This window comes from Halomonas flagellata, from assembly GCF_022487945.1.
In the GTDB taxonomy this organism is placed as follows: Bacteria; Pseudomonadota; Gammaproteobacteria; order Pseudomonadales; family Halomonadaceae; genus Halomonas; species Halomonas flagellata.
The window spans coordinates 85,952-108,962 of record NZ_JAKVPY010000006.1 but is presented as its reverse complement, the minus strand read 5'-3'; the positions used below and the strand labels follow the sequence as shown (position 1 = coordinate 108,962).

The following is a 23,011-nucleotide window of genomic DNA, read 5'->3' as shown; positions in this document are numbered from 1 at the left end:
TCTATCCATGCCTCAACGGTGATTCCTCCCTTGCGCCGGCGAGAACCCGCCGCGCCACCTCGGCGGCCGTGCGGCAGACCTCGTCGCCGGCGGCCTCCAGCGCCGCCCGGTCCATCCAGTATAGCTCGCTGGCGTCGTCGGCCGCCGCCTCGTTCCCGCCCCGCCACGCCATGCGGATCACCACGACGACGTAATGGGCCCGTAGCCGCCCCTCCCGGTCATGGTCGAGGACATCGATGGCCGTGAGCACCTCGCGTGGCGTGGCATGCACCCCGGTCTCCTCGCGCAACTCGCGAACGACCGCCTCCTGCAGGCACTCGCCGGCTTCGACCTTGCCACCGGGCAGTGCCAGGCGACCGGCATTGGGCGGATTGCGCCGGCGGACCATCAGGAGTCGCCCCTCGCGCACCAGCGCCGCCGAGACGGCGGCAACGGGGCGGAAGGGTGCTGAAGGGTCGCGGTTCATGCTGCCTCCCGGGGCTCGCTCACCTCATTCTGGCCCATATCGATCGGGCCCGCTAACGCCTTGATCCCAAGGGCCTCTTGACCCGACCTCGAAAACTGGTAATATGCCCACCCGTGAGCCGGAGGGATGGCAGAGCGGTTGAATGCACCGGTCTTGAAAACCGGCGAAGGTGAGAGCCTTCCCAGGGTTCGAATCCCTGTCCCTCCGCCATTATGCTTCATGAATCAAGCGCCTGCGGGCGCTTTTTTCATGGTACCCACATCCTGGCCCTTTCACGTCAGCAGCTCGCGGGCATCGACCAGCGTCAGGCGTCCGGTGCAGAAGGCTCCGGTGTCGATGTAATGGACGTTGCCCAGGGTCAGCGGCCGTTCCACGATGGTGTGGCCGACGACGACGGCGTCGATGCCCGCCACCGGCGTCTCGTCGCCCCGCTGGATGCGGGAGCGCCCCCAGACCAGCGCTTCCGGGTCGGCCTCCTCGATACGCGACCAGTCGGCCGGTGGCTCGGCGTGAACCATGCCGACGCGCTCCCCGTCGATCGTGACCTCCCGCGCATGGGGCAGGCGGCGCAGCGCCGCTTCCAGGACCCTCCGCGCCTCGCTCGCGCCGCTCTCGACGACCCAGCCACCGCCATTGATCATCCACAGCGCCCAGGCGTTGCTGCCCTCGCCTTCCTGCAGCGCATTCCGGGCCAGCTCCTCATGATTGCCGCGCACGGCGTGAAACCACGGCTGGAAGACGAGCAGCAGGCAATCGAGCGAATCGGCACCGCGGTCGACGAGGTCGCCGACGGAAAACAGGCGGTCATCCGTCCTGCTGAAGGCGACACGCCGCAGCGCCTCCCCCAGCAACCGGTACTGGCCGTGAATGTCACCCACGAAGAAATCGCGGCCCCGGGTGTTCGCTTCGTGCATCATCAGCATGACACGACCTCCTCGGAGCCTGTCAGACGTAACGCTGACCTACTGCGATACCCGGGCTTTCGGCCAATTTCATTCGATCTGCTTCGTTAAATAGCCCGCTATTCGCCTCATCAGATCGATAAACTTGTCTCGAAATCCGTGTCTCTCGCGACGATCGGTCAAATCCGACAGGCTCCTCGCGACATTGTACACCGACCATCTGCGGCCGAGCCCCCCACCCATCACCCCTCGATACCGCCGACTATGTCATCATGGCAGGTACTATTTTCCAGACGGTCGGGTGACGTAGACAGATGGCATTGAAGGCAATGATTCACAGGGTCCAGTTCCAGATCGCCGACATGGACCGGCATTACTATGCAGACCACACGCTGACCGTAGCTCGCCATCCCTCGGAAACCGATGAGCGCATGATGGTGCGACTGCTGGCATTTGCGCTCCACGCCGATGACTCCCTGGCCTTCGGCCGGGGAGTGAGCACCGATGACGAACCCGACCTGTGGCAGAAGAACCTGACCGGCGACATCGACCTCTGGATCCAGTTGGGGCAGCCCGACGAAAAGGCCATTCGCCGCGCCTGTGGCCGGGCCGGCCGCGTGATCCTCTACACCTATAGCGGCCACGGCGCCACGATCTGGTGGGAGCAGATCGCCGGCAAGTGTGCCACCCTCGACAACCTCGCGGTCGTCGACATTGCCCCGGCATCGGTGCAGGCCCTGGCATCGCTGGCGACGAAGAGCATGACGCTGAGCTGCACGGTGCAGGATGGCGCCGTCCGGCTGACCAGCCCGGAAGCGTCGGTGGAGATCGAGCTCGCCGTACGCAAGCACCCGCGGACACCTCGTTGAAGGCGACCCGCAGCCTGCTGGCGCCGGCTCAGTAGAGGCGCAGCCCCACCCGGGTGATCCTGTCGCCCTCGACTTCGCTGACCACCCAGTGGATGCCGTGCCAGTCGACGTCGTCGCCCACCACCGGGTGACCACCGACCCGCAGCGAGATGAACTGGTCCAGGGTCATCTCCTTCTCGCCCGGGCTCAGGGTCAGGCCGTAGACATCGGCGATATCCTGCATCCGGGCGTCGCCGTCGAAGGTAAAGGTGCCGAAGAAGGCACGCTCCCGCTTGAGCTTGGCCTCGCCATTGAACAGCCGGTTGAGGGCCGGCAGGTCATCGGTGCGACCGATCACGCAGATCACGTCGCCGAGCTGCAGCCGGGTGCTGCCCTTGGGGTGCAGCATGGCATGCTCGCGGAACAGCGCCGAGATCAGGGCCCCGGAAGGGAAGCGCAGCAGGCGGATCGGCACGTCCTCGAGGTCGGAATTCTCGACCTCGTAGACGAACATCTCGTAGTCGTTCTCCGGCAGCACGCCGAGCGGGCCGCGCAGGTTCGGCGTCACGCTGCGAGGCACCTCGACCTTCATCCAGCGAGCCATCCAGGACAGCGTCCCCCCCTGGATCAGCAGCGACATCAGCACCACCGCGAAGGCGACGTTGAAATAGAGCGAGGCATTCTCCACGCCCCCGATCACCGGGAAGATCGCCAGCACGATGGGCACCGCCCCGCGCAGTCCCACCCAGGCGATGAATCCCACCTCACGCCAGCGGAACTTGAAGAACGGCTTGATGGTGATCAGTACCGCCAGCGGGCGCGCCACGAAGATCAGTGCCAGGGCCACCAGCAAGGCCGGAAGGGCGTACTCGAGCATCTCGCTGGGAGTGACCAGCAGGCCCAGCACCAGAAACAGCCCGATCTGGCTGAGCCAGGCCAGGCCGTCGTGCACCGGCAGGATGAAATTGAGGTGCCGCCCGGGCTGGTTGCCGATCATCAGGCCGGCGAGGTAGATCGCCAGGAAGCCGCTGCCGCCCAGCACGCTGGTCAGGCCGAAGACGCAGAACCCCAGGGCCAGGGCCAGCAGCGAGTAGAGACCGGGGGCCAGGTCGACCCAGCGCAGCAGCCTGGCGATCAACCAGCCGCCCCCCAGCCCGATGACCAACCCGAAGCCGAACTGCTGCACCAGGAACAGGCTGGTGCTCATCACGTCACCGATCTCCCCGACCAGCAGTTCGACCAGCATGATGGTCAGGAAGATGGCCATGGGATCGTTGGTGCCGGACTCGATCTCCAGGGTGGCACCGACGCGCTCGTTGAGGTTGATGCCGCGCCCACTGAGCATCGAGAACACGGCGGCGGCGTCGGTCGAGCCGACGATGGCCCCCACCAGCAGCCCCTGCACCAGGGTCAGGTCGAAGATCCACATCGCGATCGCCCCGACCACGGCGCTGGTGATGAAGACCCCGAAGGTGGCCAGCGAGAGCGCCGGCCGGAAGCCGACCCGGAAGGTCTTCAGCCGGGTGCGCAGCCCGCCGTCGAGGAGGATCATGGCCAGTGCCAGGTGGCCGATCAGGAAGGCGAGCGAATAGTCGTCGAACTGGATGCCGAGCAGCCCCTCTTCCCCGGCCAGCATGCCGAGCCCCAGGAAGATCAACAGCAGCGGCAGCCCCACCAGGGTGGAGAGCCGGCTGGCGAGCACGCTCAGGGCAATCAGGAAACCGCTGAGCAGAAAGAGGGAATTGATGACATCCATGGCGTCCTGCCCCGACAACTGGAAGCGCGATTATCGCACGCCCCCCCGTTGCCCGTCGCGATGACGAGCCGTCGCGCCTCGAACTGGCCACGGCAAAGCGCCAGGGGCTAAACTGGCGCCGCGCCACGGGCGCACCTGTCGTGTCCAGCCGTTGGAGCCCCCTCAATGACCACTCGCGCTCGCCGCCTGCCGAGCTGGGGATTCGTCCTGTCATGCCTCGTGGCGCTGGCCCTGCTGTCCTCGCCGTCCGCCGGGGGCGGCGGCGAGCCATTGCCGGCTCCCCCCCTGGGCCACCCGCCCCTGGGCACCGAGGTGATGGTGCCCGTGCTGGGCGATGCCCCGCCGGCGCCGTCGGCGGAGACGGTCGGTGGCAGTAGCGAGGGCATGACGACGACCGGGCCTGCCGCGCCGCCGCCTGAAGTGCGGCGTCGCGGGGCGGGCGAGGCGCCCATGGCGACACCGCCCGGACGGCTCGACGAGGAACCCGGTCCTCCGGTACCCAGCACCGCCCAGGCTCCGGCCGAGCCCATCGCGCCGCCGCCGGTCACGGAGCTGGACGTGATGCTCGACTGGTACCCGAGCCCCCAGCATGCCGCCCTGATCGTCGCACGCGACAAGGGCATGTTCGCGCGGCGAGGCCTCGAGGTAAGACTGTCGACACCGGCCGACCCCAACGTACCGACCAGGCTGCTCGCCGCCTCACGGGTGGATCTCGCCCTGACCCGCCAGCCACTGCTGCACCTCAAGGTCGATCAGGGCCTGCCGCTGATCCGGGTCGCGACCCTGGTCGACGGCTCACTGGCCGCGCTGGTCGTCCGTGACGGCCTGGGCATCGACTCGCCTGCCGACCTGGCGGGACGGCGCATCGGCCATGCCGACGAGGACAGCCGGGACATCCTGCTCGCTATGCTGCTGCGTCCCCATGGCGTCAAGCGAGCCGAGGTGGAGATGCGTGACGTCAATTTCGGCCTGGCGCGTGCGATGAGCGAGGACCGGGTGGATGGCGTGATCGGCGCCATGCGCCATCTACTGCCCCGTCAGCTCGGCGACGAGGGAGTCGCCACCCGCCTGATGCGTGTGGAGGAGCACGGCGTGCCGTTGCACGATGGCCTGATCCTGCTCGCCAACCGCGATCGGCTCAACGGCCAGCGCGAGGCCATCCGTCACCTGGTGGAAGCGCTGGAGGAAGCCACCGCCTGGATCCTGGCGCACCCCGCCGAGGCCTGGGCCCGGTTGCTGGCCACCGAGCCGGGACTGGAGACACCGGCCAACCTGGCGGCCTGGCCGGACATCCTGCTGCACCTCAGCGCAAGCCCTGCGGCCGTCGACCATGGCCGCTATGCGCGCTTCGAGAAGTTCCTGCACGAGGCCGGCCTGGTCGAGCACCTGACCCCGGTGGAGCGCCTGGCCCTCGACCCGGGTACCTTCTGAGGCCGGATCAGGCCGGTACGGCCAGGAAGTCGTCCACCGCCTGGCGAAACGCCTCGGGCTGCTCGGCATGCAGCCAATGCCCGGCGTCCAGGGTCACCACACGGGCCTCGGGCAACACCTCGCGAAGCTCGGGCAGCATCGCGTCGGTGACGTAAGGCGAGTTCGCTCCCCGCAGCACCAGGGTCGGTCCGGTGTAGGCCCCTTCACCGGCCGGCGCCCCCATGATCGCCTCGTAGTCCTCCTGGATCTCGTCGAGCCCCAGACGCAGCTGCAGGCCGCCCTCCTCGGCCCGTTCGAGATTGGTGGCCAGGAAGAGTCGCACGCCGCGCTCCTCGACATGCTCGGCGAGCAGCTCATCGGCCTCGCGACGATTGGCGGGCCGGCCCTCGGAGACCCGGCGCAGCGCGGCGAAGACGGCGTCGTGGTCATGGCCATAGGCGCGCGGCGCGATGTCGGCGACGATCAGCGAGGCCACCCGTTCCGGGGCGAGTCGTGCCAGGCTGATCACTACCTTGCCGCCCATGGAGTGACCCAGCAGGTGAGCCCGCGCGATGCCGAGGCGGTCCAGCAGTGCGATCAGATCGGCGGCCATCGCGTCATAGCCCATGCCCACCGCATGGGGAGAACGGCCGTGGTTGCGCAGGTCCACCGTGATCACCCGGCGCCCCTCCTGCCATGCCTTCACGTGGGAGCGCCAGTTGTCGGCGCTGCCGAACAGGCCATGGACGACCACCAGCGGAATGCCCGCTCCTCCGGTATCCACATGATTGAGTGCGATGGGCATGGCAATCTCCTCGGTGCGGTGGCTTCTGGGGCGAGCAGGGCGCGCATTATACGGCCTCGTGGGGCGCCTGGCCATGTCCGCGCCGGCCCCAGACGACCGCGCCGCCCTCCAGGGGCGGCGCGGGTCGCTCAACCGTTCCGACCGTCAGACCTGGCGGGCCTCGTGGGCCGCCCCCACCGAGCGCTCCTTCATCGCCTCGTGGACGTCCTGCAGGCTTGCCGGGTCATCGATGGTCGAGGGCACGCCGTACTCCTTCCCATCGGCGATGTTGCGCAGCAGCTTGCGCAGGATCTTGCCGGAGCGGGTCTTGGGCAGCCGGTCGACCACCAGCACCTGCTTGAAGCAGGCGATGGGGCCGATCTTCTCGCGCACCAGGGCGATCAGCGCTTCCTCCAGGGCCACCTCGTCACCGTCGAAACCATCCTTGGGGATCACCAGCCCCACCGGGACCTGCCCCTTGAGGGCATCATGGATGCCGATCACCGCGCACTCGGCGACCGCCGGGTGCGCACCGACCACCTCCTCCATCTCGCCGGTGGAGAGGCGATGGCCGGCAATGTTGATGACGTCATCGGTGCGCCCCATGATGAAGAGATAGCCGTCCTCGTCGAAGTAGCCGCCATCACCGGTGAGGTAGTAGCCCGGGAAGGCCGCCATGTAGGCGCTGTGGAAGCGCTGCGGGTCGCGCCATACCCCCACCAGGCAGCCCGGAGGCAAGGGTTGCTTGATCACCACGCTGCCCTGCTCCATGGCCGCGGCCTGCTCGCCCTCGCGGTCGAGGATCTGCACGTCGAAGCCGGGTACCGGCACCGTGGCCGAACCGGCCTTGGTGGGCATGGGTTCGAGGCCGTGCAGATTGGCGGCGATGGGCCAGCCGGTCTCGGTCTGCCACCAGTGGTCGATCACCGGCACGTCGAGCAGGTCGTCGAGCCAGTGGAAGGTCGGCGGGTCGAGTCGCTCACCGGCGAGGAACAGCGCCTCGAGGCAGGAGATATCGTGCTGCGCTAGCCGCTGGCCGTCCGGGTCCTCCTTCTTGATGGCGCGGAAGGCGGTCGGCGCGGTGAAGAAGCTCTTCACCCGATACTCGCTGATCAAGCGCCAGAAGGCGCCGGCATCCGGGGTCTTCACCGGCTTGCCCTCGTAGACCACAGTGGTGCAGCCGCGCAGCAGCGGGGCATAGACGATGTAGGAGTGCCCGACTACCCAGCCCACGTCGGAGGCCGAGAAGAACACCTCCCCCGGGGCCATGTCGTAGATGGTCTCCATGGAGTAGTGCAGCGCCACCGCGTAGCCCGCGGTGTCGCGCACCACCCCCTTGGGCTTGCCGGTGGTGCCCGAGGTGTAGAGCACGTAGAGCGGGGCACCGCCCTTCACCGGCACGCAGTCGGCCGGCGTGGCGGCGGCCACCAGGGCCTCCCAGTCATGATCACGCCCGGTCAGCTCGGCAGTCAGCTCTTCGCGCTGCAGTACCACGCAGGCCTCCGGCTTGTGGGCGCTCTGCTCGATGGCGGCGTCGATGATCGGCTTGTAGGAAATGACCCGGTCGACCTCGACGCCGCAGGAGGCGGCCACCACCACCCGGGGCTCGGCATCCTCGATGCGCACCGCCAGCTCGTGGGGGGCGAAGCCGCCGAACACCACCGAATGCACCGCACCGAGACGGGCACAGGCATACATCGCCACCAGGGCCTCGGGCACCATGGGCATGTAGATCACCACCCGGTCGCCCTTCTCCACACCGAGCCCCTTGAGTGCTCCGGCGAAACGGGCCACCTGGTCGCGCATCTCGGCATAGGTGATCACCCGCTTGCCGGCGGTGACCGGCGAATCCCAGAAGATCGCCGGCTGGTCACCACGGCCCTGCTCCACATGGTGGTCCAGGGCCGCGTGGCAGATATTGATCTCGCCATCGACGAACCAGCGGGCATGCCCTGCCTCGTCGTACTCGAGGATGGTCGTCGGCGGCGTGAACCAGGGAAGCCGGCGAGCCTGTTCGGCCCAGAAGGCTTCGGGCTGCTCGATGGAGCGGTGGAATTCGCGATGATAGGTGCTCATGTGCGTCCTGTCTGCAATCGGATGACGGCGGGAATTGTTGACACTCTAGAGGAGTTTTTTGCTGACGCCCTCATACCATCGGCTAATCTGCGACAAAAGATGAAGGTCCTCGCCCCTTATTGTCGACAACGAGCCAGGGAAAAGCACAAACTGTCGGCGTTGGCCATTGAACCATCGTGAAAACGGGGCCCTGCTCCGGCTTGCTGTGAGCTATGCTTGAGCAATGATTAAAACAGGAAATGCCTGGTTGCCGGGAAAGACCAGGGCGGAGTCAGTCAGGGAGGGCCGGGCAAACGTCAGCAACGCCTCAACTGCCGGCGACGGCCGGGTTGCAGGGCATAGAGCCGGGGCCACAGGGCCTGTCAACGCAGGGGGGACACCATGAGCACCTCTAACAGCGTCGCCTCTCGCCTGCTCGATGGAGGAGATCCGGTCATCGACCAGGCAACCACACTGCTCAAGGCCATGGCCAATGACAATCGCTTGCGGATCCTGTGCCTGCTCGACGGCAATGAATTGTCGGTGACGGAGCTCAACCAACGGCTCAGCCTGAGCCAGTCGGCCCTCTCTCAGCACCTGGCGATCCTGCGCCGCGAGGGCCTGGTCAGCACCCGACGCGCCTCCCAGACCATCTACTACTCGCTGCACGGCGAGAGTGCCCGTACCGTGATCGAGGCACTCGGGCGCCTGGGCTTCGACACGACGCCATGAGGGGGCCCGTCAGCGCTTCTGCCAGCGACCGGCTTCCAGCACCTCGAGGCCACGCTCGACCGCCCGCTCCACGCCGCGAGAGACCGCCAGGCCGAGGCGCTCGCTCAGCTTGCGCTTCGGCTCCAGTTTCAGGCTGATCACCCGGGCATCCTTCATCCGCTCGGCCAGATAGGCCTCGCTGGTGCCCAGGGCGTCGACCAGCCCCTGCTCGAGCGCCTCACTGCCATACCACACCTCGCCGGTGGCCACCGTCTCGATATCGAGATGCCGGCGGCGCTCGGCCACATGGCGCTTGAACAGGGAATGAATGGTCTCCAGGTCCTCGCGAAACTTCGCGCGCCCCTCCTCGGTATTCTCGCCGAAGACCGTCAGGGTGCGCTTGTAGCGTCCGGCGGTGAGCAGTTCCACGTCGATGTCGTGACGCTTGAGCAGGCGGTGGACATTGGGCAACTGGGCGACCACACCGATGGAGCCGAGCACCGCGAAGGGTGCCGCCCGCAGCTGATCGGCGGCGCAGGCCATCAGGTAACCGCCGCTGGCAGCCACCTTGTCGACGCAGACGGTGGTCCGCAACTTCGCCGCGCGCAGGCGGTCGAGCTCGGCGGCGGCCAGGCCATAGGCATGCACCAACCCCCCGGCCGACTCCAGGCGTATCACCACCTCGTCACCCTCCCCGGCGGTATCGAGCAGCGCCGAGACTTCCTCGCCGAGGCGCCCGGTCGCACTGGCCCGGATGTCACCATGAAAATCGAGTACCCACACCGTCTGCCGCGGCTCCCCTCGCCCCTTGCGACCACGCCGGCTGCGGGACTTGTCATCCCGGCGAAAGCCCTTGAGCAGGCGCTTGCGTTCGCCGGGCTCGCTGGCGGCCATGGCCAGGCGGCGGCGTCGGTATTCGCGGTTCGCGTTGAGTTCCTCGATGCGCAGCCGGGTGCGTTCACCCACTTCGCCACGGGCCTTCACGGCCACGGCCACCACCAGGCCGCCAATCACCACCAGGCTCAGCACCTGGGCCAGGAACATGCCGAAATCCGTCAACCACTCGTTCACCGGGCTCTCCTCGCGTCGCGGTTCTCGTCGTCTCCCAGCCAAGCATGAAGCGGGAACGGGAGCAATACTTGATTGAAACGATCGTTTTAAATATCCTCGGGCATCTCGACGACGGCGCCCGCGCCCTTCCCCCGATCCACGGCCCTACCGACCAAGGACCCGACATGACCCCTTCCACCCTCGACAAGCTGCAGACTCGTTTCGACCCCCAGGCCGCCAGCGGCATGGACGAGGTCTTCCAGTTCCACTTCAGCGATGCCGGCAGCCACTACCTGGTGGTGAAGGATGGCAGCCTCGCCGTCGAGGAGGGCGAGCACGACGCCCCTTCCGTGACCCTGAGCATGAGCACCGATACCCTCAAGGGGGTCATGAACGGCGAAATCAACGGCATGACCGCCTTCATGACCGGCAAGCTGAAGGCCACAGGGAACGTCATGCTGGCGACCCGGCTGGGCAGCCTCTTTCCCGCCGACTGAGCACCCCGCCGCACGGGCGGCCCATCGTCATGGCGCCACCCGTACCTCATTGAGGTGCGTCTCGATCAGCGCCCGCGAGATCGAGTAGAGCGGCGGCAACTGCGGGAGACGCCGCGGGCTGAACCAGGCCGCATCGGAGATCTCGACCCCGTCGATGCGGATGCGACGGCTCGCCGCCTCGGCAAAATAGCCCAGCATCAGCGCGTGGGGAAAGGGCCAGGCCTGGCTCTTGAAGTAGCGCACCCGCCCCACCGTCAGCCCCACCTCCTCGAAGATCTCGCGCCGCACCGCCTCCTCGGCGGACTCCCCCGGCTCGATGAAGCCGGCCAGGGTCGAGTATCGCCCGGGCGCAAACCGCGGGCTGCGGGCCAGTAACAGCGATTCGCCGTGGGTGACCAGGGTGATGATGCAAGGCGAGATGCGCGGGTAGTTGCGGTGGCCACAGCGTTCGCAGTGCATGGCGAACTCGGCGTCCAGCCGGGCGGCAGGAGCTCCGCAGCGACCGCAGAAGCGGTGATCGCGCAACCAGGCCCCCACCTGCAGGGCCGTGGAGAGCAGGGCGAACCAGGATTCCGGCAGTCGGCCGAGCCAGTCACGCCCGTCGGGCCATGCCGAGTCCGCCCTGTCCTCGAGGCTGAGCGCGACCGGGGCGTCGTGCCAGTAGCAGAGCGGCTGCATCTCGGGGGTCCAGGGGCACGGTGGCTGCAGGATGCCCCCGTCCGGTGCCGGGGCGATGCGCCCCTCGGCGAGACGGATGACATGGCCGCTGCCGACGCCGGCAGGGAGGTCGCGACGCAGCATCAGCTCGCGTCCTCATCCTCGGCGAGCCGGTCCCAGCGGCACTCGCCGGCGGCCTCGCGGATACGCGCCAGCTTGGCCTGATGAGCCGCCAGCTCGGGTTCGCTCGGACGCAGCACCCGCAGCCGACCCGGCTCCAGGGCGAGGCGCCGGATGACCAGGCCCGTGCTGCCATTCGTCGTTCCCTCACCGCTGGCGGAGGCATCGAGCGAAAGCGCCGTCTGGCCACCGGTCATCGCCAGATAGACATCCGCGAGGATCTCGGCGTCGAGCAGGGCGCCGTGGAGCACCCGGTGACCGTTGTCGATCTCGTAGCGCTTGCACAGCGCATCGAGGTTATTGCGCTGGCCGGGGTGCTTGTCCCGGGCCATCTGCAGGGTGTCGAGGATCCGGCAATGCTCGGCGACCGGACCCAGCCGCGGCTCGCCGCGCCGGCGGTTGAGCATCTCGAACTCGTGATCCATGAAGCCGACGTCGAAGGGGGCGTTGTGGATCACCAGTTCCGCCCCCTTGATGAAGGCCCAGAAATCGTCGGCGATCGCGGCGAAGATCGGCTCGTCGGCGACTCGCTCGTTGGTGATGCCGTGCACCGCCACGGCCTCGGCCTCGATCTCCCGCTCGGGGTTGATGTACTGGTGATAGGTGTTGCCGGTGAGGCGGCGGTTGACCATCTCGACCGCCCCTATCTCGACCAGCCGGTGACCGTCACGCGGGTCGATGCCGGTGGTCTCGGTATCCAGGATGATCTGGCGCATGGTGGGGTCTCGTCAGCTCGGCTTGCAAGGGTATGAAAGGTGGTTCAGGCGCGCGCCCGGTGCCGGTCGATGGCCCCGTTGGCCAGGGCATCGGCGCGCTCGTTGCCCGGGTGGCCGCTGTGGCCCTTGACCCAGTGCCACTCGATCCGGTGGCGGTGGGTCTCCTCATGGAGCTCACGCCACAGCTCGGCATTCTTTACCGGCGTGCGGCTGGCGGTCTTCCAGCCGCGCTTGATCCAGCCGTGGATCCACTCGGTGATGCCGCGGCGCAGGTACTCGGAGTCGGTCCACAGCGCCACCTCGCAGGGACGCTTGAGCTCGCGCAGGGCCATGATCGCCGCCATCAGCTCCATGCGATTGTTGGTGGTGGTGGCCTCGAAGCCGTTGAGCGCCTTCTCGTGGCTCCCGCTCACCAGCAGTGCGCCCCAGCCACCGGGACCCGGGTTGCCGCGGCAGGCACCGTCGGTATAGATGGTGACCCGTGGAAGTGCCTCGGTCTGGCGTGTTTCAGTCACCCTCGGTCATCCTTTCCTTTTGCTGCTCGAGCCGCGTGGCGCCGCCCAGTGCCGATCCGCCCAGCGGTCGGGCGAAGGTCAGGCGGGAGCCTTGGGTCTGGGCCAGGTGCGGCTTGCGGCGTGCGTGAATCATGTAACTGTCGCCCAATGGCAGGTTGTGACGCCGCCCGAGGGTCTCCAGCATGGCGTTGCGCGGCAGGCTGCCGGGCAGATGAAAGCCACAGTAGTCTACCCGCTCGATCTCGAAGTCGACAAATGTCAGCCAGTCCTTGAGTCGCCCCGGCGTGCGCCAGTGACCTCGCCAGGGCAACCGGCGCCGCTGCCCCGGCCAGACCCGGGACAGACCGGCCGGGCCGAGCGGTGCCCAGCCGAAGATGATCAATCGGCCGTCATCGGCGGTGACCCGGGCCGCCTCCTGCAGCATGTGATGGGGGTCGGGCAGCACCTCCAGCAGATGGTGGATCACCACCAGGCTGAGGCTGTCGTCGCGCAGCGGCAGGGCATCGGGCGGACAGACGAGGGTCGCCGCCTGCTCGGCCAGCTCCCGGGTCGGTGCCCAGCGCATGGCGTGTCGCACCGGACACATGTCGGCCAGGGCACTGGCCATGCCCAGCTCCAGACTATGCGCACCGAACAGCCGCTCGCACACCGGCCCCAGGCAGGCGCGCTCGGCCTGCCAGACGGCCTGCCCGGCCGGGCTCACCCAATAGCGGCGGCCATCCCGTACCAGCCGGGCCAGGTCGGTAGCGGGTGACGAAGTTGACATGGTGTGCGCTTCCCTCCAAGATGCGTGGCTTTGCAACCCGTTCCGATTCACGGCAGCGTCTGACCATGACGAGAGCCGGCGAGGTTCTTGTGCGTCGCCCGGCGGGCGGCAGACCTGGTCGGCAGCGGTGAGTCATGTCCATCAGGACTCCATGCCCATGCTGAGCGTGACACCGATCCCCGCCTTTAGCGACAACTATATCTGGCTGTTGCGCCAGGATTCGACCCCGGAAGTCTGCGTGGTCGACCCGGGTGATGCGGCGCCCGTCATCGACCTGCTCGAGCGCGAGAGGCGGACTCTCTCCACGGTGCTGATCACCCATCACCACCATGATCATACCGGAGGTCTGCCCGAGCTGATCGAGCGCTATTCCCCCCGGGTGATCGGCCCGGACAACCCGAGCATTGCCGGCATCGACGAGACCGTGGGCGACGGCGACGAGATCCGGGTCATGGGGCGGCTACTCGAGGTGCATGCCGTGCCCGGCCATACCCTGGATCATATCGCCTACTTCACCGCGGGGATTCCGCCACTGCTGTTCTGCGGCGACACCCTCTTCAGCGCCGGCTGCGGTCGGCTGTTCGAGGGCACGCCCGACCAGATGCATGCGTCGCTGGCACGCCTCGCCACCCTGCCCGACGACACCCTGGTGTTCGCTGCCCACGAGTACACCCTGGCCAACCTGAACTTCGCCCGGGCCGCCGATCCGGAGAACCCGGACGTGGAGCAGGCCGTGGAGGAGTGCCGCCGGGCCAGGGAGCTCGACCGCCCGACCCTGCCCAGCTCCCTGGGCCGGGAGAAACGCATCAATCCTTTCCTGCGCTGTGATGCCGACAGCGTTCGCCGGGCCGCCTCGGCCCATGGCGACACCGACACCAGCGAGGCGACCTTCGCCACCCTGCGTGCCTGGAAAGACCACTTCTGAACGACACGACACGCTACGGACGCCTGCCGAGGGCCCGGCCAACCGCCGGGCCCTCCTGCGACCAGGAGGCCACGGATAGATGACCTACCACACCACGCGCCGACGACTTCTCGGTTTGACCAGCACCCTTGCCCTGCTCGGCTCGCTGATAGCGGCCGGCACCGCCTCTCAGGCCTCGGCCCTCCCGGCTGCCAGTGGCGGGGGAAACGGCGGCTTCGTCGCCGGCGCGCCTTTCTGGGAGGCCCTGGCCCTCGAGCCGCGGGATGCCTGGAGCCGTCTGCGCGACAGCTTCCAGTGGCAGGACGATCGCTACAACGAGCGGGTCCGGCACTGGATCGACCACTACCGTGCCAACCCCCGGAACATCATCGAGATCACCGAGCGCGCCCGCCCCTGGCTGGCCTGGATCACCGAGCAGATCGAGTCCCGCGGCCTGCCCGGCGAGATCGCCCTGATTCCCTTCGTCGAGAGCTCCTTCGATCCCCAGGCACGCAGCCATCGCGGCGCGGCCGGTCTCTGGCAGTTCATGCCCGGCACCGCCGACGCCCTGGGCCTGCGCCGCAACGGCACCTATGACGGCCGACTCGACGTGGTCAGCTCGACCAAGGCGGCACTGGACTACATCGAACTCCAGGCCGAGCAGTGGTACGACGGCGACATCGAGCTCTCGCTGGCCGCCTACAACGCCGGCGCCGGCACCGTGAACCGGGCCCGCAACGCCGCCCTCTCCCGTGGCGAGCGCGGTGACTACTGGAGCCTGCGGCTGCCCCGCGAGACCATGAACTACCTGCCCAAGCTCAAGGCCATCGCTGCGATCATCAACGATCCTGACGAGTACCAGGTCGCCCTTCCCGACATCGAGGACGCCCCGGCCTTCGCCAAAATTCCGCTGACCCGCTCGCTGGACCTGACCGAAGCCGCTCGCCTCGCCGGCGTGAGCCGCGACGAATTGGCCGAGCTCAACCCGGGACTGATCAACGGCAGCGCCAATCCCCGCCATGCGCGGGTGCTGCTGGTCCCTGCCGATCGCGAGGAGGCAATGATCTCCCGGCTGGAGCGCCCTGCCGCGGCCCCCGACCCGAGCGGCCAGCCCGTCGGCGACGACCGCTACGTGGTGCGCAGCGGCGACAGTCTCTCGGTCATCGCCTCGCGTCATGGGCTCAGCGTCGGTGAGATCCGTCAGCACAACGGCCTGAACGGTGACGTCATTCACGCCGGCCAGGTGCTCGAGATGCCACAGCGCAGCCTGGCCGCCCGCTGAGCCGGCCAGGGGGGAATCTTCGCTGATCACGGAGGTTTACAAGATAACGGTAGCCTGACACCTTATGGATGAACCTGCCCCGGCCATCCGGGGAGTGGACCCGACCAAGGATGTCATCGATGTCGACCGTCGTACGCTGTCTCCTGCTCAGCGCCCTGGCTAGCGGCTGGCTGATAAGTTCGGCGGCGCTGGCCGGCGACGCCGAGGAAGTCCCCACCGTCCACGGCCTGGCGCTCTACGACGAGCCGGCCCTCGCCCCGGGCTTCGAGCACTTTCCCTACGTCGAACCCGATGCGCCCAAGGGCGGCACCATGACCCGTGCCGCCGTCGGCAGCAGTTTCGACTCCACCAATCCCTTCATCATCCGCGGCACGCCGGCCATCGGCCTGTCCCAGATCTACGACACCCTGCTCGAGGGCAATCCCGACGAGCCCTTCAGCGCCTATGGCCTGCTCGCCGAGGGCATCCGCCTCGACCCGGAGCGTCACTGGATCGAGTTCGACCTGCGCCCCGAGGCCCGCTTCCACGATGGCGAACCGGTGACCGCCGACGACGTGGTGTTCAGCTTCGAGCTGCTGACCGAACAGGGCAACCCCTTCTACGGCGCCTACTATGCCGCTGTCGAGAGCGTCGTGGCGCTCGACGCCCATACCGTTCGCTTCGAGTTCGCCAACAATCACTCCCGCGAACTGCCGCTGATCGTCGGTCAGCTGCCCGTCCTGCCACGCCACTATTGGCAGGAGCGCGACTTCACCGCCCCGACGCTGGCCCGCCACCCTGGCTCCGGCCCCTACCGCATCGCCGAGGTGGAACCCGGGAGACGCATCGTCTACCAGCGGGTCGAGGACTACTGGGGGCGGGACCTGGCAGTCAATCGTGGCCGCCACAACATCGACCGGCTGGTCTACGACTACTACCGCGACCGCGACATCGCCTGGGAAGCCTTCAAGGCCGGCGTGATGGATTACCGCACCGATGCCCGGGCCGCCACCTGGGCCATCGGCTACGACTTCCCCGCCTACCACGACGGCCTGGTCAAGCGCATCACCGTACCCGACGGCCAACCCGCCCCCATGCAGGCCTTCGTCTTCAACCTGCGCCGCGACAAGTTCCAGGATCCGCGGGTCCGCGAGGCGCTCTCCCTGACCTTCGACTTTCCCTGGCTGAACGCCAACCTCTTCTACGACACCTACCGGCGTACCGAGAGCTTCTTCCAGAACTCCGAGATGGCCGCCCGGGGGCTGCCCAGCGAGGCGGAGCTCGAACTGCTCGAGCCCCACCGCGAGGCGCTGCCCGAGCGGGTCTTCGAGGCCGAGGTACCCATCGACCACCCGCAGGACCTGCGTGAGCGACTGCGCCTGGCGCTGGAGCTGCTGCGCGAGGCCGGCTACGAGGTCGAGGATGGCGTGCTGGTGCACACCGACACCGGCCGGCCGCTCTCCCTCGAGGTCCTGCTGTTCGATACCGGCATGGAGCGGGTGGTCCAGCCGATGCTGCGCAACATGGCGCGCCTCGGCGTGCAGGGCAGCATCCGCATCGTCGACATCAACCAGTACCTCAACCGTCTGCGCAGCTTCGACTTCGACATGGTCATCGGTCAGTTCCCGCAATCCAACAACCCCGGCAACGAGCAACGCGAGTTCTGGACCAGCGACTTCGCCGAGAGTCCCCAGAGCCGCAACCTCATGGGGCTCGCCAACCCGGTGGTCGACGACCTGGTCGAACGACTGATTCGCGCCGACAGCCGCGAGGAGCTCAATACCATCACCCGCGCCCTGGATCGCGTGCTGCTGTGGGGCTTCTACCTGATTCCCCAGTATCATTCCGGGGAGACCCGCATCGCGGTATGGGACAAGTTCGCCTGGCCCGAACCCTTTCCCGAGTACGGCATGGACCTCGCCGCCTGGTGGGTCGATGCCGAGCGCGAGGCCGAACTCAACCGTCGGCTACGCGGTCGCTGACACCACCCTTGCCGACAAGGACGCACCGTGACCCGCTATATCCTGCGCCGTCTGCTGTTGATGATTCCCACCTTGCTGGGGATCATGCTGCTCAACTTCATCATCGTGCAGGCCGCCCCCGGCGGCCCCATCGACCAGATGCTGGCCCGCTTCGAAGGCATCGACAGCATGGTCAGCACGCGACTCGATGCCGGTGGCGGCGATGTCGTGGTGCGCGACGAATCCCGGGGTTCCCGCGGCATCGACCCGCGTTTCATCGAGCAGCTCGAGCAGCAGTTCGGCTTCGACCAGCCGGCCCACCTGCGTTTCGCCGGCATGATCCGTGACTACGTCACCTTCGATTTCGGCAACAGCTTCTTCCGCGACCGCCCCGTGGTCGAGCTGATGATCGAACGTCTCCCCGTGTCGATCTCGCTGGGCCTCTGGACCACCCTGCTGGTCTACCTGATCTCGATTCCGCTGGGCATCCGCAAGGCGCTGCGCCACGGCTCGCGCTTCGATGTCTGGACCTCGGGGCTGGTGATCGTCGGCTACGCGATCCCCGGCTTCCTGTTCGCGATCCTGCTCATCGTGCTGTTCGCCGGCGGCAGCTACTGGGACCTCTTCCCGCTGCGCGGACTGACCTCGCCGGACTTCGCCGAGCTCTCGGCCTGGGGCAAGGTCAAGGACTACTTCTGGCACATCACCCTGCCGGTGGTGGCCATGACCATCGGCAGCTTCGCCACCCTGACCATGCTGACCAAGAACAGCTTCCTCGACGAGATCCACAAGCAGTACGTGCTCACCGCCCGCGCCAAGGGAGCGAGCGACCGCCAGACCCTCTACGGCCACGTGTTCCGCAACGCCATGCTGATCATCATCGCCGGCCTGCCCGGGGCGCTGGTGACCATCTTCTTCACCGGGTCGCTGCTGATCGAGGTCATCTTCTCGCTGGAAGGGCTGGGGCTGCTCGGCTTCGAGGCGGTGATGCAACGCGACTACCCGGTGATCTTCGGCACGCTGTTCCTCTACACCCTGATCGGCCTGCTCCTGAAGCTGATCTCCGACCTCACCTATGTGTGGGTGGATCCTCGTATCGATTTCGAGACCCGGGAGTCCTGAGACGATGACCTTCGCGTTTTCCTCCAAGCTCTCCCCCATCGCCCGGCGGCGGCTGTCGGTGTTCCGCCACAACCAACGCGCCTGGGTGTCGCTGTGGATCTTCCTGGCGCTGTTCGGCCTGAGCCTCGCCGCCGAGCTGATCGCCAACGACAAGCCGCTCGTCATGAAGATCGACGGCCAGTGGTATACGCCGTTGCTGGTCGACTACCCGGAAACCGAGTTCGGCGGTTTCCTGCCCACCCGCACCGACTACCACGACCCCTTCATCCAGGCGCGGATCGACGAACACGGCTGGGCCCTGTGGCCGCCGATCCCGTTCTCCTACCAGACCCTGGACATGCAGATGATGCAGCCCTCTCCGGCGCCCCCCGACGGCCGCCACTGGCTGGGTACCGACGACCAGGGCCGCGACGTCCTGGCCCGCGTCATCTACGGCTTCCGACTGTCGGTGGCCTTCGCCCTGGTGCTCACCGCCGGCTCCCTGGTGATGGGCGTGGCCATCGGCGGCGTCCAGGGCTACTTCGGCGGCAAGACCGACCTGATCGGCCAGCGCCTCACCGAGATCTGGTCGGGGCTGCCGGTGCTCTTCCTGCTGATCATCCTGGCGAGTTTCGTGCAGCCCGGCTTCTGGTGGTTGCTGGGGATCATGCTGCTGTTCTCCTGGCTGGGGCTGGTCGATGTGGTGCGCGCCGAGTTCCTGCGCGCACGCAACCTGGAGTACGTGCGCGCCGCCAAGGCCATGGGGCTGACCCCGCGGCTGATCATGTGGCGTCACGTCTTGCCCAACGCCATGGTCGCCACCCTCACCTTCATCCCCTTTCTCTTCACCGGGGCGATCACCACCCTCACGGCACTCGACTTCCTCGGCTTCGGCCTGCCGCCGGGGTCGCCGTCGCTGGGCGAACTGGTCGCCCAGGGCAAGAACAACCTCCATGCCCCCTGGCTCGGCATCACCGCCTTCGTCAGCCTGTCGCTGATGCTCTCGCTGCTGGTATTCATCGGCGAGGGACTGCGCGACGCCTTCGATCCGCGCCATATCCAGTACGCCGCCCCCAGCGCCCCGACGCCAAGGACTCCGCCCCATGCCTGACTCCCTGCTGCGCCTCGATGAACTGAGCATCGCCTTCGACGACGCCATGGTGGTCGATCGCCTCTCGCTGGAGGTACGCCGCGGCGAGACCCTGGCCCTGGTGGGCGAGTCCGGCTCCGGCAAGTCGGTCAGCGCCCTCGGGGCGATGAACCTGCTGCCGGCCAACGCCCGGGTCGAGGGCGGCCGCTGGCTGGGGACGACCGACCTGACGCGCCTCAAGCGACGCGACTGGCAGTCGCTGCGGGGCGCCCGGGTCGGCTTCGTCTTCCAGGAGCCGATGACCTCGCTCAATCCCCTGCACACCGTGGCCAAGCAGATCGGCGAGACACTGCGGCTGCACCAGGGGCTGAGCGGCAAGTCCGCCCGCGCCCGGGCCAGGGAACTGCTCACCCAGGTCAAGCTGCCGCGCCCCGACGAGCTGCTCGACGCCTGGCCCCACCAGCTCTCCGGCGGCCAGCGCCAGCGGGTGATGATCGCCATGGCCATCGCCAACGACCCGGAGCTGCTGATCGCCGATGAGCCCACCACGGCGCTCGACGTCACCGTGCAGCAGGAGATCCTCGCCCTGCTCGCCGAACTGCGCGACCGTCACGGCATGGGCATGCTGTTCATCACCCACGACCTCAACCTGGTACGGCGCCATGCCGACCGGGTCTGCGTGCTCTACGAGGGACGGGAGCAGGAGACCGGGCCGGTCGAGGCGGTGTTCCGCACGCCGGGCAGCGATTACACCCGCCTCCTGCTCGATGCCGAGCCGCGGGGGCGCCCGGTCGCGCTGGCCACGCGCCAGCCACTGCTCGAGGCCAGTCGCCTGAGCGTCGCCTTCCAGCGGCCCAGGCGCCTCTTCGCTCGCCGACCGGCGCCCTTCGTCGCCGTGCAGCCCCTGTCGCTCACCCTGGCCCGCGGCGAGACCCTGGGCATCGTCGGCGAATCCGGCTCCGGCAAGACCACCCTCGCCCTCGCCCTGCTGCGGCTGGCCACGAGCGAGGGCGAGATCCGCTTCGGCGAGGCCCGTCTCGACCGGCTCACCGGCAACGACCTGCGACAACAGCGCCGGCGTCTCCAGGTGGTCTTCCAGGACCCCTACGGCTCGTTGTCGCCACGCCTGCCGGTCTCCGAGATCATCAGCGAGGGACTGCGCTTCCACTACCCGGAGCTCGACGAGGCCGAGGTGACACGCCGTGTCCAGGTCTCACTGAAGGAGGTCGGGCTACCGCTGGACTGCGCCTCGCGCTATCCCCACGAATTCTCCGGTGGCCAGCGCCAGCGCATCGCGGTCGCCCGCGCCATCATCCTCGAGCCCGAGGTGGTGGTGCTCGACGAGCCCACCTCGGCGCTGGATCGCACCGTACAGAAGCAACTCGTCGAGCTGCTGCGCGACCTCCAGCAGCGGCGCGGCCTGAGTTACCTGTTCATCAGCCATGACCTGGCCGTGATCCGGGCGATGGCGCATCGCGTGATGGTGCTCAAGGAAGGCGAGGTCGTGGAGCAGGGAGATTGCCTGGAGGTCCTCGGACAGCCCAGGACCGACTACACCCGGGCGCTGGTCGAGGCCGCCGGGCTCTCCGCTTTCGTTGCCTCATCGCCCACCACCTGAGGACCTGGTCCCGATGCGTCCGACACTCATCCCCCTGATCTGGGTCCTGTTGCTTTCGTTGCTGGCCAGCCCCTCGCTGCAGGCGGATTCGTCGACGCTGCCCCTCGACACGGATTGGCAATATCGCTGGGGCGACTCCCCCTTCGATGGCGCCGGCACGCCCCTCTGGACGCGTCAGGAAGCCCCCGCCGAGTGGCATCCCATTGCCTTCCCCTCCAACCCCCCGGGGCGCGAGGGACGGCACCATGCCTGGTTCCGCATCCCGCTTCCCGACGGCGACTGGCGCGATCCGGTGCTCTATATCTACAGCGTCGACCTGATCGTGCAGGCCTACCTGGGCTCGGAGCTCATCTACCAGTACGGCCACTTCGACGAGCGAGGTGAAGGACGTTTCGAAGGCTGGCCCTGGCACATGATCGAACTGCCGGAGGCGTTCGCCGGCCAGCGTCTCCACTTCCGCGTCTTCTCCGACTACACCGATATCGGGCTATGGGGCGAGGTCAAGCTGATGGAGCGCCCCGACCTCATCCTCTACATCCTGGGGCAATCCGCCCAGGCCCTGGTGGTCAGCGGCTTCTCCCTGCTGATCGCCCTGCTCGCCTTCATCCTCGCCGTGCTCCAGGCCAACCGGCGCAGCTTCGCCGGCATCGGCCTCTTCTCGCTGGCCTCGGGGATGATGATCCTCGCCGAGAGCCAGGCCAGCCAGTTGCTGCTCGAGGCCCCGCTGCTGTGGGACACCCTCGCCGCCGGCGCCTACTTCATGCTGCCGGTGGCCATGGCGCTGCTGCTGGAACACTGGTTCGCTTGCCAGCACCCGCTGCTGATGCGGCGCCTGTGGCAGGGGCACCTGCTCTATGCCGTGGTCGCCCTGGGGCTGTCGCTGGCTGGCGTTCTCGATCTCTCCAGCACCTACCCCCCCTTCGATGCCCTGCTGCTGGTCAGCCTGACGATCATGTTCGGCGCCATCGTCATCCAGTGGGGCGCCCTGGTGTCGGAGCAGAAGGTGATCATCGCCACCTACGCCCTCTTCGGGCTGCTGCTGGTCGCCGACATGGCGGTGGCCCATGGCCTGCTGCCGTGGCAACGGGTTCCCGTCAGCCTCGGCGCCCTGGCCTTCTCGCTCGCCCTGGTGGCGATCTCGGTGGCCGACTACGCCCGCACCCAGCGCGAGATCCGGCGCCTCAACCGCGACCTGCAGCAGGAGGTCACCGCCCGGACCCGTGAGCTGGAAGCCATGGTGGAACGGCTCAGGGAGTTCTCGTACCAGGACCCGCTCACCGGCCTGAAGAACCGGCGTCACTTCGACGAGTTCCTCACCCACGAGGCGGCCGCCGCACGCCGCCACGGCACCCCGCTGGCGCTGGTGATGGTCGACATCGATCACTTCAAGCGCTTCAACGACCACCATGGCCACGAGGCGGGGGATGCGGTGCTGGCCGCCGTGGGCGGGCTGCTGCGGGAGCACTTCCGCGATGCCGATGTGGTCTGCCGGCTGGGGGGCGAGGAGTTCGTGGTGATCATGCCCGGCGCCACCGCGGCCAGGGCCGAGGCGCGCATCCGGATACTGTTGCACGGCATCCGCGAGTGCCGTTTCCGGCATCGCGATATCGAGCTCGACGGCATCACCCTCTCCTGCGGCATCGCCGCCTGGCCCGAGCATGCCGAGGACCCACTGGCGCTGACCCGGCTGGCCGACGAGGCGCTCTATCGCGCCAAGCACCGCGGGCGTGACCGCAGCGAGACCTACGCGGTGTCGTGAGCGC

21 protein-coding genes and 1 tRNA gene are annotated in these 23,011 nt (G+C 67.8%); 12 read left to right on the top strand and 10 right to left on the bottom strand.

What is annotated here, in order from left to right; translation table 11 throughout:
- Position 1 precedes the first annotated feature (1 nt).
- The gene (locus tag MKP05_RS06645; RefSeq protein WP_240567589.1) at positions 2–466 is read right to left on the bottom strand and encodes an NUDIX hydrolase; all 465 of its coding nucleotides are present in this window, start codon (positions 464–466) and stop codon (positions 2–4) included.
- A 120-nt stretch (positions 467–586) separates the two neighbouring features.
- On the opposite strand from MKP05_RS06645, the gene MKP05_RS06640 reads away from it, so the two are divergent.
- A tRNA-Ser gene (locus MKP05_RS06640) sits at positions 587–676 on the top strand.
- Between the two features lie 62 nt (positions 677–738).
- Here the strand turns inward: MKP05_RS06640 and MKP05_RS06635 are convergent.
- Positions 739–1,389, bottom strand: coding sequence for a metallophosphoesterase (locus MKP05_RS06635; RefSeq protein WP_240567588.1), 651 nt, complete (start codon positions 1,387–1,389; stop codon positions 739–741).
- Between the two features lie 293 nt (positions 1,390–1,682).
- On the opposite strand from MKP05_RS06635, the gene MKP05_RS06630 reads away from it, so the two are divergent.
- Positions 1,683–2,237, top strand: a complete 555-nt coding sequence (locus MKP05_RS06630; RefSeq protein WP_240567586.1) for a YaeQ family protein — start codon at positions 1,683–1,685, stop codon at positions 2,235–2,237.
- A gap of 28 nt (positions 2,238–2,265) precedes the next feature.
- Here the strand turns inward: MKP05_RS06630 and MKP05_RS06625 are convergent, their stop codons facing one another.
- On the bottom strand, positions 2,266–3,972 hold the full coding sequence (locus MKP05_RS06625; protein ID WP_240567585.1) for a potassium/proton antiporter: 1,707 nt from the start codon (positions 3,970–3,972) through the stop codon (positions 2,266–2,268).
- A 165-nt stretch (positions 3,973–4,137) separates the two neighbouring features.
- Here MKP05_RS06625 and MKP05_RS06620 point away from each other — a divergent pair, with 165 nt between their 5' ends.
- Positions 4,138–5,403: an ABC transporter substrate-binding protein gene (locus tag MKP05_RS06620; RefSeq protein WP_240567583.1), complete on the top strand. Its 1,266-nt coding sequence runs from the start codon at positions 4,138–4,140 to the stop codon at positions 5,401–5,403.
- A 7-nt stretch (positions 5,404–5,410) separates the two neighbouring features.
- On the opposite strand, the gene MKP05_RS06615 is transcribed toward MKP05_RS06620, so the two are convergent.
- Both MKP05_RS06615 and MKP05_RS06610 read right to left on the bottom strand, forming a co-directional pair.
- Positions 5,411–6,187, bottom strand: a complete 777-nt coding sequence (locus MKP05_RS06615) for an alpha/beta fold hydrolase (protein WP_240567581.1) — start codon at positions 6,185–6,187, stop codon at positions 5,411–5,413.
- A 144-nt stretch (positions 6,188–6,331) separates the two neighbouring features.
- Entirely contained in the window at positions 6,332–8,242 is a 1,911-nt protein-coding gene (locus MKP05_RS06610; protein WP_240567578.1) for a propionyl-CoA synthetase, read from the bottom strand.
- Positions 8,243–8,623: 381 nt separating this feature from the next.
- Here MKP05_RS06610 and MKP05_RS06605 point away from each other — a divergent pair, with 381 nt between their 5' ends.
- Positions 8,624–8,953: an ArsR/SmtB family transcription factor gene (locus MKP05_RS06605; RefSeq protein ID WP_110285111.1), complete on the top strand. Its 330-nt coding sequence runs from the start codon at positions 8,624–8,626 to the stop codon at positions 8,951–8,953.
- 9 nt (positions 8,954–8,962) lie between these two features.
- Here the strand turns inward: MKP05_RS06605 and sohB are convergent, their stop codons facing one another.
- Entirely contained in the window at positions 8,963–10,003 is a 1,041-nt protein-coding gene (gene sohB / locus MKP05_RS06600; RefSeq protein WP_240567577.1) for a protease SohB, read from the bottom strand.
- Between the two features lie 164 nt (positions 10,004–10,167).
- Here sohB and MKP05_RS06595 point away from each other — a divergent pair, with 164 nt between their 5' ends.
- Positions 10,168–10,479 carry an SCP2 sterol-binding domain-containing protein gene (locus MKP05_RS06595; protein ID WP_110285109.1) on the top strand — a complete coding sequence of 104 codons (312 nt, stop codon included), beginning with the start codon at positions 10,168–10,170 and terminating at the stop codon, positions 10,477–10,479.
- 27 nt (positions 10,480–10,506) lie between these two features.
- Here MKP05_RS06595 and nudC read toward each other — a convergent pair whose 3' ends face one another.
- Genes nudC through MKP05_RS06575 form a run of 4 tightly spaced genes read right to left on the bottom strand, consistent with a single transcriptional unit; the run spans position 10,507 to position 13,313 of the window.
- Positions 10,507–11,280, bottom strand: coding sequence for an NAD(+) diphosphatase (gene nudC / locus MKP05_RS06590; RefSeq protein ID WP_240567575.1), 774 nt, complete (start codon positions 11,278–11,280; stop codon positions 10,507–10,509).
- Entirely contained in the window at positions 11,280–12,032 is a 753-nt protein-coding gene (gene dnaQ, locus MKP05_RS06585; RefSeq protein WP_240567574.1) for a DNA polymerase III subunit epsilon, read from the bottom strand. Before dnaQ ends, nudC begins: the two co-directional genes overlap by 1 nt.
- A 44-nt stretch (positions 12,033–12,076) precedes the next feature.
- The gene (gene rnhA, locus MKP05_RS06580) at positions 12,077–12,547 is read right to left on the bottom strand and encodes a ribonuclease HI (RefSeq protein ID WP_240567573.1); all 471 of its coding nucleotides are present in this window, start codon (positions 12,545–12,547) and stop codon (positions 12,077–12,079) included.
- A complete protein-coding gene (locus MKP05_RS06575) occupies positions 12,540–13,313 on the bottom strand; it encodes a class I SAM-dependent methyltransferase (RefSeq protein ID WP_240567571.1) in 774 nt (257 codons plus the stop codon). Before MKP05_RS06575 ends, rnhA begins: the two co-directional genes overlap by 8 nt.
- 157 nt (positions 13,314–13,470) lie before the next feature.
- Here MKP05_RS06575 and gloB point away from each other — a divergent pair, with 157 nt between their 5' ends.
- From gloB to MKP05_RS06540, 7 genes are all read left to right on the top strand, one after another.
- A complete protein-coding gene (gene gloB, locus MKP05_RS06570) occupies positions 13,471–14,238 on the top strand; it encodes a hydroxyacylglutathione hydrolase (protein WP_240567569.1) in 768 nt (255 codons plus the stop codon).
- A 79-nt stretch (positions 14,239–14,317) separates the two neighbouring features.
- A complete protein-coding gene (locus MKP05_RS06565; RefSeq protein WP_240567567.1) occupies positions 14,318–15,499 on the top strand; it encodes a transglycosylase SLT domain-containing protein in 1,182 nt (393 codons plus the stop codon).
- A 119-nt stretch (positions 15,500–15,618) separates the two neighbouring features.
- A complete protein-coding gene (locus MKP05_RS06560) occupies positions 15,619–17,460 on the top strand; it encodes an extracellular solute-binding protein (RefSeq protein ID WP_240567566.1) in 1,842 nt (613 codons plus the stop codon).
- A gap of 27 nt (positions 17,461–17,487) precedes the next feature.
- The gene (locus MKP05_RS06555) at positions 17,488–18,561 is read left to right on the top strand and encodes a microcin C ABC transporter permease YejB (protein WP_110285101.1); all 1,074 of its coding nucleotides are present in this window, start codon (positions 17,488–17,490) and stop codon (positions 18,559–18,561) included.
- Between the two features lie 4 nt (positions 18,562–18,565).
- Positions 18,566–19,651 carry an ABC transporter permease gene (locus tag MKP05_RS06550; RefSeq protein ID WP_240567565.1) on the top strand — a complete coding sequence of 362 codons (1,086 nt, stop codon included), beginning with the start codon at positions 18,566–18,568 and terminating at the stop codon, positions 19,649–19,651.
- The gene (locus MKP05_RS06545; RefSeq protein WP_240567562.1) at positions 19,644–21,248 is read left to right on the top strand and encodes an ABC transporter ATP-binding protein; all 1,605 of its coding nucleotides are present in this window, start codon (positions 19,644–19,646) and stop codon (positions 21,246–21,248) included. The genes MKP05_RS06550 and MKP05_RS06545 overlap by 8 nt, the downstream gene beginning before the upstream one ends.
- 13 nt (positions 21,249–21,261) lie before the next feature.
- Positions 21,262–23,007 carry a GGDEF domain-containing protein gene (locus tag MKP05_RS06540; RefSeq protein ID WP_240567560.1) on the top strand — a complete coding sequence of 582 codons (1,746 nt, stop codon included), beginning with the start codon at positions 21,262–21,264 and terminating at the stop codon, positions 23,005–23,007.
- Positions 23,008–23,011 lie beyond the last annotated feature (4 nt).